Origin of the sequence: Maribacter thermophilus, assembly GCF_001020565.1 — a bacterium.
In the GTDB taxonomy this organism is placed as follows: Bacteria; Bacteroidota; Bacteroidia; order Flavobacteriales; family Flavobacteriaceae; genus Maribacter; species Maribacter thermophilus.
This window is the reverse complement of the sequence record NZ_LDAS01000001.1, coordinates 907,966-922,009: the sequence shown is the minus strand read 5'-3', so window position 1 is coordinate 922,009 and position 14,044 is coordinate 907,966. Positions and strand designations below refer to the sequence as shown.

Below are 14,044 nucleotides of genomic sequence, written 5' to 3'. Positions count from 1 at the left end.
ACATTCTCTTTACCTTTAAATAACTAATATTAGTCGTTGTAACCATATTTATCTGGAAAATTTATAGCTTCAAAATCTATTGTAGAATTGTTGGTATCCAATAAAATAGTTCTACCAAAACGAGCCGTGGCGGTCTCATCAATTTTTCTTCTGTTACTTAAGCCGGTATAAGAAACAGCACCGTCTTCTGTTAAAAAGGTAAACCCTGCATCTATAGTACTAGGAATGCGCTTAAAATCGGCGGAAGCGGAGTTGTCTAAAATATCTACACCATCTATAACCAAATCAACAGAGATTTGCATTAATTTATAGGTTGATGTGGATCCTATCGGTGTATAGTCTACAATGTCAGAATCACTAAATGTGGCCTCGCTACTAACCAACACTACACTTGCCGGTGTGGGTAATCTGAAGAAATTGGTTTCTTCGAACATATAAGTATTGGTCATGTTCGGTACCGATGGGTTGTCCAATTCGAAAAATGAATTTCCGGCACGGCCCTGAGCTTCCAACCAATCTATTGAATAGTGCTCTAAAGTGGCATCCGTATTGTCCAATTCACCATCTGGATTTGCACTTCCTTCCTTAAAGTTTATTGCGTTTAAAGCTATAACAATGCTTTGACCCGAGGCTACTGGGTAATCGGTACCTGAACCTGGTATTTGGCTCATTACATCGGTATATACATAATCGGTATCTGTTAAGATGGTATTTACCGGTGTATCACCAGACGCACCCGAATCTCCAAATACATTTGCGATGTACATTCCATCGGCATATATTGTTTCTGAAGAGTTATTGAAAATTTCTATGAACGAATCTTTAAACAAGGTGATATAACCCGATCCCGCAGTGTAAATTTCTTTAATTACCAAACCAGCGTTAAAGTTTGTTGCATCGACTTCTAAAGTAGTCTCGGTTGTCTCTTGGATAGTGACGGCTACATTATTCGACGAACCACTTAATTGATAATCGTCCGTTGCACTTGTTGCTACGATATTATAGGTTCCGACAGAAATATTTGAAAATGTCACAGCACCATTTGCATCGGTAGCTAGGTTCAAGGTTGCATTATCTACCGTATTAGTGATACTGACATCGACCCCTTCTAGGGAGATATCACTAAGGCCGGCGGCCAATTCCAATTGTACCTGTAGATTACCTAGATTGGCTACACTATCATCGTCGCTACTACAACTTATCAAGGTTGTTGCAAACAATACGATTGCTATTATTGACTTTGTCACACTTACTCTTTTTAAAATGTTTGATTTCATGTTATTTGTTGGTTTTATTACTAATTAATATTGTCACATTGAACCCCACCGATAATTTACTGTTCAATGTTCTTCTATTGCCCAGATAATCATATGTTGGGTTATACCAAGGTGCATTGATCGCAAAAAAGCTGAACGAATGTCCTTGTTTGGTCTCTTTCCTTATTTGTAGGTTAAAATTGCTATAGAACGGTGTACTTGTGGCGGTATATGTATTCTCATCTTTCTTTAGGTCAGCAAACTCGGGGTCGGCCCTGTTTTCTTCGGGAATATCAATATAATTTCCATCTGTATCATAATACGCAAATGGGTATAGGCTTGTACCGATATACTTGCTACTTTCCCTAAAATTCAATTCGGCCGATAGCGTAAGAATAAATCGCAATGAAGGTATATGTTGTATCAATGTCAAGGTTCCAAAACTTCTAACGGCTTCGACCATTGCATTTTCGTAAACACCATAACGCACCGAATTATCACCAACAACATAGGCAGATTTATCTATATTGAACCCTTTATCGGTTACCAAGCTTTTTAAATAACTATACCTGAAATTGAACTCTGTATTAGTTGCTTTTATCCGTTCTGGATTTAGGGTAACCTCAATACCATCGGTAGATTCGTAGTAGTTGTTTTTCATAACACTGATCGTTCTAGGAATGTTATAAACTTCACCCGTGGGTTCTACCGTTGGCTGCTGTCCTGCGGGTGCATCTACCACTTCATAAACGGCCTTTGGCAACAATAACAGCTCATCTGTTATGTTTATACCTCTACGTAGGTCTTTTTTGAAATAGGTGACGTTCAAATTCATAAAAGATGGGGACCAGTCGAAACCAATTTCTTTTACATCCGAATAATTAGGTTTTAAATGCTCGTTCGTAGGTTGGTAAATATAAGTGGTAACCACTGCCAAACGTTCGTCCGGATTTTCCGCATAATATTGGTAGTTGATATAATCAATGTACGATCTACCCGGATATAATTGTATCATTGCCGGTGCCTTGTATGAAACACCCCAGGCAACCCTACCCGTAATATTGTTATGTTTTGATGAAAAAGACATTCGTGGCGATACCAAATTGTAACGCTCCAGCATATTGTCGTACCTCAATCCTAAATTTAATTGCTGTCTAGAATTCTCGGCTTTTCTTTTAATAATGGTTTGGTGGTAAGCCGAAAAGGTTTTAGATGCAGGTATTTTCTCAAAAGAAGCAGACCTACTACCCACTACATCTTGCGTATGTGCTATATTACCCGTTGCAACCCTACCACTGCCCGTATTATCATCAAAGGTATATTGCAGACCGGTCTCAAAATTAAAATCCAAATTTTTAAAACTTAGATTTTGGGTAGCGTCTAGTCTACCGTTTAAATTTACCGGCCTTCCTTTAATGTCCCTGGTTTGATTAAAAGTTGTCGGAGAAAAGGTAGTGGTATATGTACCACTCTCTAAAGATTCTATAATAGGGTAGGGGCCATTGGTCACATAAGTATCGTAATAAGAATGCTGGTTGGTAATACTACCGTTAAAGTTATAATTGACTTTTCCTAATAAAGATGAACTAAAGTTCCCAGAAAGGGTTGCCTGATAAGAGGTACTTTTTACATCGGCATCATTTTTATAAACCTCTTCTGGCTCATGACGATTGCCGTCATCAGAATGATTGACTCTGATGGATGTAAAATGATCCCAGTCCAAATTTTTGAAAGCGGGCAACTTCCAGCGCAAACCTAGGTTAACGCTTTGATAAAATAATTTACGTTCGGTAGGTGAACCCGAAGAATAGGCATATGAAAGATCGGAATTCAAAATACCGAACTTGTTCAGTTCATATCCTTTTGCTACGGATGCTTGATAGTTTGTAGAGGAAACGTTTGCAGAAACGAGGTAGGGAGATTTACCTACCTTACTTTTTACTAAAATGCCCCCGGAAGATATATTCCCATATTTAGGGGACGCTACACCCGAAATAACCTCGACCGATTCGACATTGGCCAAGGAGACACTTCTTAAATCGACACCCCCGGCAACGACCGATTTTCCACCATATAAAGACCCAGAATTCTGTGCTTGCATATTCGCATCGGTACTAATTGCCGCACCGTCTAAAATAATGGCCGTACCAAAGGCATTTACCTTGGAGGCAGTTGCACTACGCAGGTTAGCTTGTTTTGTCGATGTCAGGTCTGTTGCTTCAATTTTATTGCCCGGTAACAAACTAAGAACATCAGATAAGTTCATTGCCTGTACCTGCTTTATGGCCTGGCTTCCTATTTTATAGGTAGAGGTACCTTCTCTACTAACGGTCTTTTTAGCGGTAACGACAATCTCATCTAAATTTAACAGGTCTTCCTTTAACGTTATTACAACATTGGACAAATCCGGAAGGGTAGAAACATCTATTTTCTCTGTTTTAAAACCTATAAGACTCAACTCTATCTCAAAGTTGGTATGGGGCAACTCTAAAGAGAACTCCCCATCCATATTGGTAAAAGTTCCAATATTTAGATCCCTGACAATAACATTGACATATGACAGGGCATTCTTATCACCATCCACGACCCGGCCTTTGATCTCTACCGTCTTATTTTTTCTTATGCGCGCTACATTGGTAACATCTTGCGCATCTTTTTCTTTTATGATAATGATATTGTCGTCGGTCAACGTGATATCAACATTACCTCCCGAAAGAGCCAAATTCAATAGTTCGCCTATGTTTATGGTTCCTTTACGTAATTGTACCTTAGGATAAGAATCGAACAGATTTTTGGGGTAAATGAACATAAAATCGCTCGTTTGCTTTTTAATGATCTTAAAGACCTTATCAACGGTAACGATTTTATCCTCGGCAATTTTTATTTCGGCATTTTGAGAGCGTACAGGACCAAAACTGAACAAGGTTGCACAAAACAAGAATATAAATATTCGCATAATACAGTTTAGCACACCTTTCATCCATAGCCAGGTGACACCAATTAATTTAAATTTCATTAATTTGTAACTATTAATTGATTAAACTTGATTAATATCTTTTTGGAGAAATAGTGTTGAATTTGACCGTTTGAACTATTTCTCCTTTTTTTTATCCATATAGGATCGCAATCCTATTTATTATTTTATAATTACAGACTTGTTATTTATTTCAAAGCCATTGATAATGTTCGCTTTTTGAAAAATGGACAGTATGGTTTCTATACTGTAATTCTTTTTTAATACCCCGACAAACCTTTCTGATTCTAAACTTTTTGTCTCGAAAACAACATCTATGTCGTACCACCTAGAGAGAACTGTCATAATATCTTTCAGCGATTTATCCTCAAAACTGAAAACACCATCTTTCCATGCTATTTCATTATAAACATCTATCTGACTTACATCTATCGTATGGGTCTCAGTATTCAATTTAGATTGTTGGTTCGGAACAAGATCTTCAACAAGCCCTTGTGAACGCACCTTCACCTGCCCCTCTACAAGAGTGGTATACACGGTAACCTCGTCTTTATAGGCTTTAATATTAAACTCTGTTCCTAGAACCTCTACCGATTGCGCTTTGTTGATCACTTCAAATTTTGCGCCTTCGTGCATCGTGCTTGGAGAAACATCAAAATAGGCTTCCCCGTATAAAAGCTCTACAATACGTGTTTCACCTTGCACAAAACGTACCGGATATTTTAGTTTTGATTCTGAATTCAGCCATACATGGGTTCCATCGGACAATGTTATTTGATATTGCCCACCACGTGGAATGGTTAAAAAGTTATAGGCAACCTCTTCAGAGTTTAATTCCGGATCAGAACCTTCGTTGTACACAAGTTCTTCGCCATTTGTTTGTAAATTTTTAGCTGTGTATTTTACATCCTTTACAAGATTTACCTCTTCTCCCGTTTCCAATGTCAAAATTGCCTTATGACCGCCTGGTACAATTTGGTTGTTTACAATAATTGGCTCGGTAACACTGCTGCCATTAAAATTATCTTTTACCACATATACGGTCGTACATATCCCTATTACCACAGCGGCCGCTGCCGCATATTGCCAGTAATGCGTTCTTTTAGGAACAACTACTCTAGATTGTATTTTTTTCCAGTCCGCCTTACTATCTACCTTTGTTTTCAGTTGTAACCGTGACGCTATTTCCGATTCATCCGTAAGTCTATTGATGATTTCTTTTTTGTCTTTATCAGAAAAAAGCTCCGATGAATCCAATGCATTTGGTTTTTCATCCTTTAATAAAGAAGAAGCAATCTGCTTAGACAACAATAAAATTTTAGTAAGGTTTAGCATATATTATTACCACTATTTACACCTATGACGACAAAATCATGTGATGGGGTTAAAAAAAAATTGATTTTTTTCATCTTGGCTCAAAAAAAAAGATATGACCACAGAAAAAAAGACAGAAACACGAATGTTTTCAGGTGGTGTAGTCGAATACGAAAGCCATTAAAGCGAAGTAATTTTTTAATAGAGGCTTTAGTTTTTTATACGCAATTTTTTTTTGTGCCTTAACGGTATTGACCGAAATGTTCAGATGTTGGGCTATTTCAGGGTTTGTCAGCCCGTTTATACTTAATCTTATTACTTGGGCGCACTTATTTGGCAAGGTGTTAATTGCACTCTCTATTCGGGAAGAAACCTCTTCAATAACAACTTCTTTTAAATAAAAGGATTCGCTATTTAATTCTTCCATATCCTCAACAGACATATTTTCCGTTGACCTAAACTGCTTGCTTTTCAATAGGTCCAAGCATTTATTCTTGACCGCCATGTACATATATGACTTTACGGCCACCTCATTCTTAAACTCAATTTTATCCTCCCAGACCTTTATAAAAACTTCTTGTACCAAATCTTTGGCCAAATCTAAATTTTGAACATAATTTTTGGCAAACAAACACAATGAAACATATAATGTGTCATAAAAATCCTTATAAGACCTTAAGGATAAGGTATATACGTTTTTTGTTTGGGACAAGTGGGTTCTGAATAAAATGAAGGGCCAAATATATCAAAAAAAGCAACAAACTCTGTTACCTGCCTTGACCTTAACTTTTCGTTTAACCTTTATTTTTATGAGTATTTAGATGGTTTTGTATTTATACAAAGATGCTGTCATAATCGCGTATTGATCAAAATCACCTTATAGCAGATAGTGGCCCATCTACTTAAAACTATCCACCATTCACTTAATCTTACTTCTGCGCTTTCATTTTGTTGCTATCCTTGTACCGATTAAATAATAAAATCAACTAAATAGTCTATTATGAAAAAGAACGTAATAAACAATTTTACCTTATACACACTTCTGTTGGGATTGCCCTTAACCGCCTTTATTGCTTGTAGCAATGATAGTATGGACGATACCGACATTGAAGAGGAAATTGCCAATGAGGAGGAAGAAGAGTCCATTGTTACCGAACTCCATGCAGCATATTCGGCATTTAATACAGATGCCGTGACCATATATTTAGATGGCTCAGAGGTGGTTATAGAAACCACGGGTCTACCAAATCACGAAACCGTGTATTGGGGAGAAGGGCATTCATTATACAAAGAAGAACCCGATGTACAGCTGACCCCAAGCATAATGTCCAGTAACAACAATGCGGCTACCATTAGGGTAGATGCCACCCCAAATCTATCTGGTAATTCAGTAGCCACAGATTTTGATACTATAGGTATTGCCGTTAGTGGTGCATCTATATTCAACGATCAGGAAGGTGGTGGCCCCTTAAATGCCGCTGCAGCTAGTTTAGACTGGACCGGCGCCCATATTGGTCCGGGAGTGTACCATTACCACCTTGAACCTAAAGCTTTTAGCAACGACGATGACAATTTAGTGGGCATTTTATTAGATGGTGTATTCCTGTACGGTAGAAAATGTAGTTCTACAGGTGATTATCCTACCGATTTGGACGAATCTGGCGGACATGTATCTACGACGCAGTATACAGATGGAGAGGAAGAATACCATTACCACATTATCAACGAGGTATATTCTACCACTGGATCGTATTTGGCATTCGCCGGACCATATCAAGGATACTAGACTTATGAAAGCAACTTCCTTTTATATCTATATTGGTTCAATACTCATACTAATGACGTCATGCAAACGTACTTCGCCGCTTGTTGACAAAAATGAGGAGGAGCCTGTAATAGAAAACGTTACAAGGTTTAAAGAAGAACTTACACTGAACCAATTGGAAGGCACTTGGTATTATAAAAACGAACCATATAATGGCTATTCCATAAGTATACATGCCAATGGCACATTGGTCGAAAAGATCGGGTTCTACAACGGCAAACGAGAAGGAATTGCTAAAAAATGGTCAGAAAATGGGGTGTTACGTGCTACTTATCACTACAAAAATAACCGCTTAGAGGGTAGTTATAAATCTTGGTGGGAAAATGGCCAATTGGCACAGGAAGCCAATTATGTAAATGGAAATATAGAAGGTGTTGAGAAAAGATGGTACCCTAATGGGCAGTTGGCGAAAGAACGTAATCTAAAGAATGGGAGGGAAGAGGGCCTACAAAAGGCTTGGTTACAAAATGGAAAACTCTATGTGAACTACGAGGCCAAGAATGGACGTATTTTTGGCTTAAGAAGAGCAAATTCCTGTTATCAATTAGAAAATGAAATTGTTGTTAGGGATGAATAAGAGCATTTTAATACTGGTATTGGCAGCCATATGTTTCGTAGGATGTAAAGAAACTCCTAAAAAGCCAAATACCAACGTTACCGAAACCAGTAGAGTAGACTATTTGCCATATTACAAGGATGAATCTTTTACACCACATTGGCTGACCCCGAACAGCGAAGAAGAAAAACAGTTTCATAAAATACCCGATTTTACGCTGGTAGACCAAAATGGCGATACCATTACCCAGCAGACCTTTGACAATAAGATATACATTACCGACTTTTTCTTTACCACATGTCCGGGCATTTGCCTTAAAATGACCAACAATATGACCAAGGTACAAGAGGCCTTAAAAGAGTATGATGATGTATTACTACTGTCTCACTCCGTAACCCCATCCATAGATTCGGTATCGGTGTTAAAAAAATACGCTGAAAAATATGGGGTCATGGATGGTAAATGGCACTTGGTAACCGGTGATAAGACTGAAATATACAATCTGGGCAGAAACAATTATTTTGTGGAGAACGACCTAGGTATCCCCAAGGATCTAAACGATTTTCTACATACCGAAAACTTCTTGCTAATAGATAAGAACAAGCATATTAGAGGTATTTACAACGGACTCAACCGAGCCTCCATCGCACAATTGATAACAGATGTAAAAGCGTTGTTGAAGGAGTACTAATGAAAGAATGTTTTAACTAAACCAAAGGGTATTATTCGTTTACCGAAATAAAAATATCAATTTCGGCATTGTTCCAATCCCTACTTCTTTCATCATAGACCTCAAAGTCGAACCCAAATTTTCGGTTCATATCAGAAGTCCATATTTTTTTCCATGCTTCGGCAATACAACTTGGCATGGCACCTTTGGCGACCACTTTTTTATAAGTTTGTGATGGTATTAGAAGCTCGTTCAGTTCTATAGGCGTTTTTGAATGCTCCTCGGTTCTACAACCTATGAAATAAGAAAACATACCTGTTTCATCGGTTTCATAATCATAATATACTGCGTAGATCTCCTCGCTTAGTTTATGGGGAATACGCTCCACTATCTTTTCGGTTTCAAATTTTTGCCAAAGATTGCCACAATCTATGCTAGAGCGGCCATTTTCGTTTGTGGTCTTGTTTTCTAGTTTTAACCCAACTAGTTTAAAGTTCCCTTTTTTTATTTGTTTCATTTTTGCTTGTCCTACATTTAAGAATAAGGTACCTCTTTATTTAGATGATGACCGTACCCTACACTATCGATACTCAGGGTTTTCAAATTTCCAGCGAACACCGTTGTCCCAATCTTTTCTAGAATTCCCGTAGGCGGGGTATCCGTTGTTTTCCTTTAATAATTTTGCCAAGTGCATCAAATTATAGGTCATAAATGTAGTATTTCTGTTTGTAAAATCATTTTCTGCCGCATTTGATTCCTTGTCCAAATAACTAGGGCCCGGCCCCACTTCTCCCAGCCAACCACAATCCGCTTGCGGGGGAACCGAATAGCCAATGTGCTGTAAAGAATATAATAGCCCCATTGCACAATGTTTTACCCCGTCTTCGTTTCCTGTAATTATACAACCTCCAACTTTTCCATAATACAAATACTGACCCTTTTTATTTTTTTCACCGCTCATACTATAAAGTCTTTCTATGAGCATTTGGGCGACCGAAGATTTTTCACCAAGCCATATAGGCGTTCCTATTACTAAAATATCCGCATCAAAAATATCTTTGAACAATCGTGGCCAATCGTCTTTTTTCCAGCTATATTCGGTCATATCAGGGTACACCCCCGAAGCAACATCATAGTCTACAAGCCTTAGTTGACTTACCTGCACCCCTTCTTTCTCCATAATTTTTATAGAGACATCCATAAGCCCTTGGGTGTGGCTAATTTCGGGTGTGCGTTTTAATGTACAATTCACGTACATCGCCTTAAGTCCTGAAAAATCAATAGTGTCCATAATATCTCTTTTTTGATTATAGACCGCCGTTTTAAGGTATTGAAACCTACAAAAGCCTATAATATATTGTATTACTGTAAGTTACAATATTAATATTAGTGTATGAAATTATATACGAATGGGACATAATAGTATTTTAAAAATAGGGGGAAACCACCAACGTTATGGTCGGTAACGGTACAAAGTACGATCTACTTATAGAATACAAGAAACTGCCTCTTTCAACGGTAGAAGATTATTTCTGCTTTTTATTGGAATGATATATATCATATCATAAAATATTGATTTACAATACTTTTAAACAACAGTTAATTAGAAAAACGTATAAAATGGACAAAATTAAAAGTAATACACCCCAAAAAATCTATTGGATCGTATTGATCTTATCGATCCTTATAGGATATCTTCTCTTTATTGTATTAAAGGAGCAATTTAATGTACAAACCCTCGTTTTTTTATCGGGCATACCTTTCTTGTTGTTTACCACAGGTGTTTTCGGCTTGTTATGGCCCAAGATCAAACCTACGGGCGATGCCATTTATATTACGCACGCCCTTTGGATAGGCCTGCTTTTTATTATCCTGTTCTTTATTCACGTTTGGGTTATACTACCGCGTATTTGTCCAAGTTTCGGCTCTTGTCTAGGGGTATAACTATTTACAAAGGGTAGAACGAAAAGACGGCACTGTTTTTAGCTTAATCCTTTGCTTTCCAAGGCCTTTACCAATCCGGCCTTTTCGCTTGGGTTGGCCCGCGACATCAAGAGAATAAAATGGATCAGTTTAATTTCATCGATTTTCTGAATATGGCCTAGCTGGATATTCAATTCTTGTGCCCCAATGGCTTCGTTCATCTTGGCAAGGCCTTTAAACCATTTGCCTTTCTTTTTTGAGGGTTTAAATTTTTCGTCGATGACAAGACAAATAAATTTTTGCCCGCTTATACTCATGGGGTAGGCATTGTGTATCAATTCCCAATTAATAAAACCATTATGGGTACTACAGTCAAAAATGCCGATTTCATTGATGATGATCATGGGTTTTTTATCCATCAGGTTATAAATCCCGACAACATAACCCATTCCAAAAAAAGCGATACTGCACCAACCAACTATCGGATTTTCCCTTAACAACCAAATACCCCCCAACACAAAAGGGGTACATAACAAGAGTAGTTTTATGGCCTTTTTTTTGGATTTGTACAGTTTGATTTCAGTCATTTATAAACTTTTACGCCGACACGAAATTATAGACGGTATATTACTCACGATTAAAATAAATGATAAGTTCAAGATTAAGCACCTATTTTTAAACATTATTCCGATATTGGGTCAATATCGATCAAGCCCAAATAAATGGCATGTTTTGTAAGGCCTGCAAGGTTTTTGGCATCTAGTTTCAATAATAAATTTTTGCGGTATGTCTCTACCGTGTGCTTACTTATAGATAATTTATCGGCAATCTCTTTGGTCGTGTATTCCCTCGCAATCAGTTCTAAAACCTGTAATTCTCTTGGTCTTAAAGGCGTCTGTTTAGATTCTTGTACCGTAAAAAAACTTTCTTTATAGTCTTTAAGTAACGTATCGGAGAAATAGTTTTTTCCCGATAGTATAGTGTTTACAGCTTCTAATAGCTCGGCTTTAGAAGCGTTCTTTGGCACATAGCCATTTACCTCGTTTTGTTTTAATTGATGAAACATATTGGGGTTGTTGTGCATACTCACCATAAGTATTTTTACTAATGGGAACTCTTTTTTTATACTAGTACTCAAGGCCACACCATCCATTTCTGGCATCGATATGTCCGAAATAATTAAATCGACGTTGTTTGTATATCTTAGAAATTGTAATACCATTTTGGGGTTGTTGGTTTTTAAGACAATGTCTATGGCAGGGACATCTTCAAAAATACTCACCAAACCATCAATGAACATCTTGTGGTCGTCGACGATAATTATCTTATGTGGCATATAGCTGTTTTTTTAATGGGTATGATAATATTCACCAAGGTGCCGTGGTTTTGCTTAGAATCTATAGTTAGCGATCCACCTAGGCTGTCGATGCGTTCGTTTATGTTACGCAAACCGATGCCCTCTGTACTTTCTTCATAAAGAAAGCCTTTTCCATCATCTTCATATAACAGGTTGACCATGTCGCTGTGCCCGTTCAGTTGAATTTCAATAGACGAGGCCTCAGCGTGTTTTATGGTGTTGTTGATCAGTTCTTGTACTATTTTATAAAGATTTGTTTGTATAGCATTGCTTACCTGATTAATTAATGTTTCATTGAAAAAGGAAATATCAATATTTATATGGGTAGAAGTGGCTATCTTTTTAAGGTAGTTTTTAATCACCTGAACAAACTCGTCGTTCTCAATTTTTTCTAAAAGTAAATCATGGGAAATATGGCGGACCTGGTTGTATGTCTCGTCCAGATGATGAACGATGCTTAAAAGTTTTGGTTCTTTTGATGAAAGATGGTCTAACTGCAGTTTGATCCCGGCCAAACTTCCGCCTACGGCATCGTGCAATTCTTGGGCGATACGCTTTCTTTCCTTTTCCTGGCCTTCTATGGAAGCTCGAATACTTTTTAATTCTTGTTCCTTTTTAAGGGTCAAGATTTGTTTGGCGTTTAATTCTTCTTGTTTTTTGGCTAGGGCCCTTTGGGTTTTTAGTTTTTGATAATATACTATGAGTAAAATGCCCAGGGGAATACTGAAAACGATAAATCCTATGAGGTAGGCATTTTTTAGTTGTTGCGATTTACTTGCTTCCGCTTCGGCAAGTTCCCTGCTTTTCTTTAATAAGATGATTTTGTTTTCGTTTTCACTTCTATCTTTTTGTAATTGAAGAATGGTGTTTTGATGTTGTGAAGCTTCAAGCTCTTTTTCAAGGTTCAAGGCCTTTAAGGCCTTTTCTTTTTGAGAAATTTCTAATTCGTTCTTTTTCTTTTGAAGTTTTAAAAATTCGATTTCCTGTTGTTTCTCTTTGGTCTCATAGGCTATTTTTAATTCTTCGAACTGCTTGTTTTTTTCGATATTGAAAATACTGTCCTTAACGGCGTTAACTTTCTTTAGATAGATAATGCTTTTTTCATAATCGCCCATGTTTTCATAAACCGAGGCATAGGTGTCGTATAAGTTTAATTGGTAGTTGATCGAAGGCTCCTTATTTAAAAAAACGGCCGCTTGATCTAAATAAGGTAAAGCCTTAAAGGCTTGTTTTGTTTTATTATAGGCAATGGCCAAATACAATAAAGACGAGGTAGTGAGAAATTGGGCGCCTATTTCTTCAGAAAGCTCTATTGTTTTTTCATAATATTCAATGGCCTTTTTATAGTTGTTCGCTTCAAAAAAAATATTGGCATAACCGATATAGATATGACATAAAGCCATATTGTTCTTATTTTTTAAAGCTAGTTTTTCGGCTTTATCATATTGTTGTTTCGCTTGGGTGTTTCTATCGGTCTCTAAATATACCTCCCCAAGATTAATGTACTTGCCCAACTGTAAATGCTCGTTCAAATATTGATCGGTGGTTTGGTGGAAGTATTTTTCCGCTTCAAGATAATTTCTCTTTTCCATTAGTAACACACCTATTTGGTGGAGTACGGTCGCTTTACTTCTTGCCGAGTATTTTTCGGAAAAACTTAGTGCCTTTTGATAGTTTTTCATGGCAAGCAAAGATTTTCCCTTGCCTTTATAGACATCTCCCAAAACACGATAATTATTGGCGTGAAATTTAATTTTGGTTATGTCGTCGCAGGTTTCGATCAAGGGAATATTTTCTTCTAAAACGGCGACTGCTTTAGACAGGTTGCCCTGACTGTTTAAGGCTACACCTTTGGCATATTTGATCTGTATGAGCAGTTTTTTTTCGGGATGTAGGGCAGCAGCGGAATCAAGGGCCTTTATACCATCGTCGTAGTTTTGTTCCTTGTCGATTAGGGTAAGTCCTTTTTTAAACCAAGTTAAAGCCTCTGTAGGTTCTTGTGCCCAACAAAGTTGTACCAATAAAAGCGTTAGTAGTGTTAAGCGTATATTTTTAAATGGTTGTAACAAGAAATGGGAGGTTTTTTATAACATCGTTTATATAATAAAACACCAAAATATAAAAAATGTTATTATTCATTTGAGGTATAGGTTCTTTCCGCTTTAAAGG

13 protein-coding genes are annotated in these 14,044 nt (G+C 37.3%); 4 read left to right on the top strand and 9 right to left on the bottom strand.

The annotated features are described in order from the left end of the window. Positions 1-29: 29 nt before the first annotated feature. The 4 genes from AB657_RS04030 to AB657_RS04015 all read right to left on the bottom strand — a co-directional run bounded on the left by AB657_RS04030 (position 30) and on the right by AB657_RS04015 (position 6,256). The gene (locus AB657_RS04030) at positions 30-1,247 is read right to left on the bottom strand and encodes a DUF4876 domain-containing protein (RefSeq protein ID WP_198146868.1); all 1,218 of its coding nucleotides are present in this window, start codon (positions 1,245-1,247) and stop codon (positions 30-32) included. A gap of 31 nt (positions 1,248-1,278) precedes the next feature. Further along, complete coding sequence (locus tag AB657_RS04025) at positions 1,279-4,272, bottom strand: TonB-dependent receptor (RefSeq protein WP_084696374.1); 2,994 nt, start codon at positions 4,270-4,272, stop codon at positions 1,279-1,281. A gap of 120 nt (positions 4,273-4,392) precedes the next feature. Continuing rightward, positions 4,393-5,538 (bottom strand): FecR family protein, encoded by a 1,146-nt coding sequence (locus AB657_RS04020; RefSeq protein ID WP_198146866.1) that lies wholly within the window; start codon positions 5,536-5,538, stop codon positions 4,393-4,395. A 157-nt stretch (positions 5,539-5,695) separates the two neighbouring features. Further along, on the bottom strand, positions 5,696-6,256 hold the full coding sequence (locus AB657_RS04015; protein WP_052958621.1) for an RNA polymerase sigma-70 factor: 561 nt from the start codon (positions 6,254-6,256) through the stop codon (positions 5,696-5,698). Between the two features lie 288 nt (positions 6,257-6,544). On the opposite strand from AB657_RS04015, the gene AB657_RS04010 reads away from it, so the two are divergent. The 3 genes from AB657_RS04010 to AB657_RS04000 are packed head-to-tail and all read left to right on the top strand — an operon-like array spanning position 6,545 to position 8,616. Next, positions 6,545-7,330: a YHYH protein gene (locus AB657_RS04010; protein ID WP_047245311.1), complete on the top strand. Its 786-nt coding sequence runs from the start codon at positions 6,545-6,547 to the stop codon at positions 7,328-7,330. 52 nt (positions 7,331-7,382) lie between these two features. Then, on the top strand, positions 7,383-7,946 hold the full coding sequence (locus tag AB657_RS04005; protein ID WP_232304838.1) for a toxin-antitoxin system YwqK family antitoxin: 564 nt from the start codon (positions 7,383-7,385) through the stop codon (positions 7,944-7,946). Then, positions 7,939-8,616 (top strand): SCO family protein, encoded by a 678-nt coding sequence (locus AB657_RS04000; RefSeq protein WP_232304837.1) that lies wholly within the window; start codon positions 7,939-7,941, stop codon positions 8,614-8,616. Before AB657_RS04005 ends, AB657_RS04000 begins: the two co-directional genes overlap by 8 nt. A gap of 31 nt (positions 8,617-8,647) precedes the next feature. Here AB657_RS04000 and AB657_RS03995 read toward each other — a convergent pair whose 3' ends face one another. Then, positions 8,648-9,112, bottom strand: a complete 465-nt coding sequence (locus AB657_RS03995; protein ID WP_047245308.1) for a GyrI-like domain-containing protein — start codon at positions 9,110-9,112, stop codon at positions 8,648-8,650. Between the two features lie 63 nt (positions 9,113-9,175). Continuing rightward, positions 9,176-9,886 carry a flavodoxin family protein gene (locus tag AB657_RS03990; RefSeq protein ID WP_047245307.1) on the bottom strand — a complete coding sequence of 237 codons (711 nt, stop codon included), beginning with the start codon at positions 9,884-9,886 and terminating at the stop codon, positions 9,176-9,178. 329 nt (positions 9,887-10,215) lie between these two features. Between AB657_RS03990 and AB657_RS03985 the strand changes: the two genes are divergently transcribed. After that, complete coding sequence (locus AB657_RS03985; protein ID WP_047245306.1) at positions 10,216-10,539, top strand: hypothetical protein; 324 nt, start codon at positions 10,216-10,218, stop codon at positions 10,537-10,539. 38 nt (positions 10,540-10,577) lie between these two features. On the opposite strand, the gene AB657_RS03980 is transcribed toward AB657_RS03985, so the two are convergent. From AB657_RS03980 to AB657_RS17600, 3 genes are all read right to left on the bottom strand, one after another. Further along, positions 10,578-11,105 (bottom strand): STM3941 family protein, encoded by a 528-nt coding sequence (locus tag AB657_RS03980; RefSeq protein WP_047245305.1) that lies wholly within the window; start codon positions 11,103-11,105, stop codon positions 10,578-10,580. A 95-nt stretch (positions 11,106-11,200) separates the two neighbouring features. Continuing rightward, positions 11,201-11,854 (bottom strand): response regulator, encoded by a 654-nt coding sequence (locus AB657_RS03975; RefSeq protein ID WP_047245304.1) that lies wholly within the window; start codon positions 11,852-11,854, stop codon positions 11,201-11,203. Continuing rightward, complete coding sequence (locus AB657_RS17600) at positions 11,839-13,944, bottom strand: tetratricopeptide repeat-containing sensor histidine kinase (protein WP_157491575.1); 2,106 nt, start codon at positions 13,942-13,944, stop codon at positions 11,839-11,841. The genes AB657_RS03975 and AB657_RS17600 overlap by 16 nt, the downstream gene beginning before the upstream one ends. Positions 13,945-14,044 lie beyond the last annotated feature (100 nt).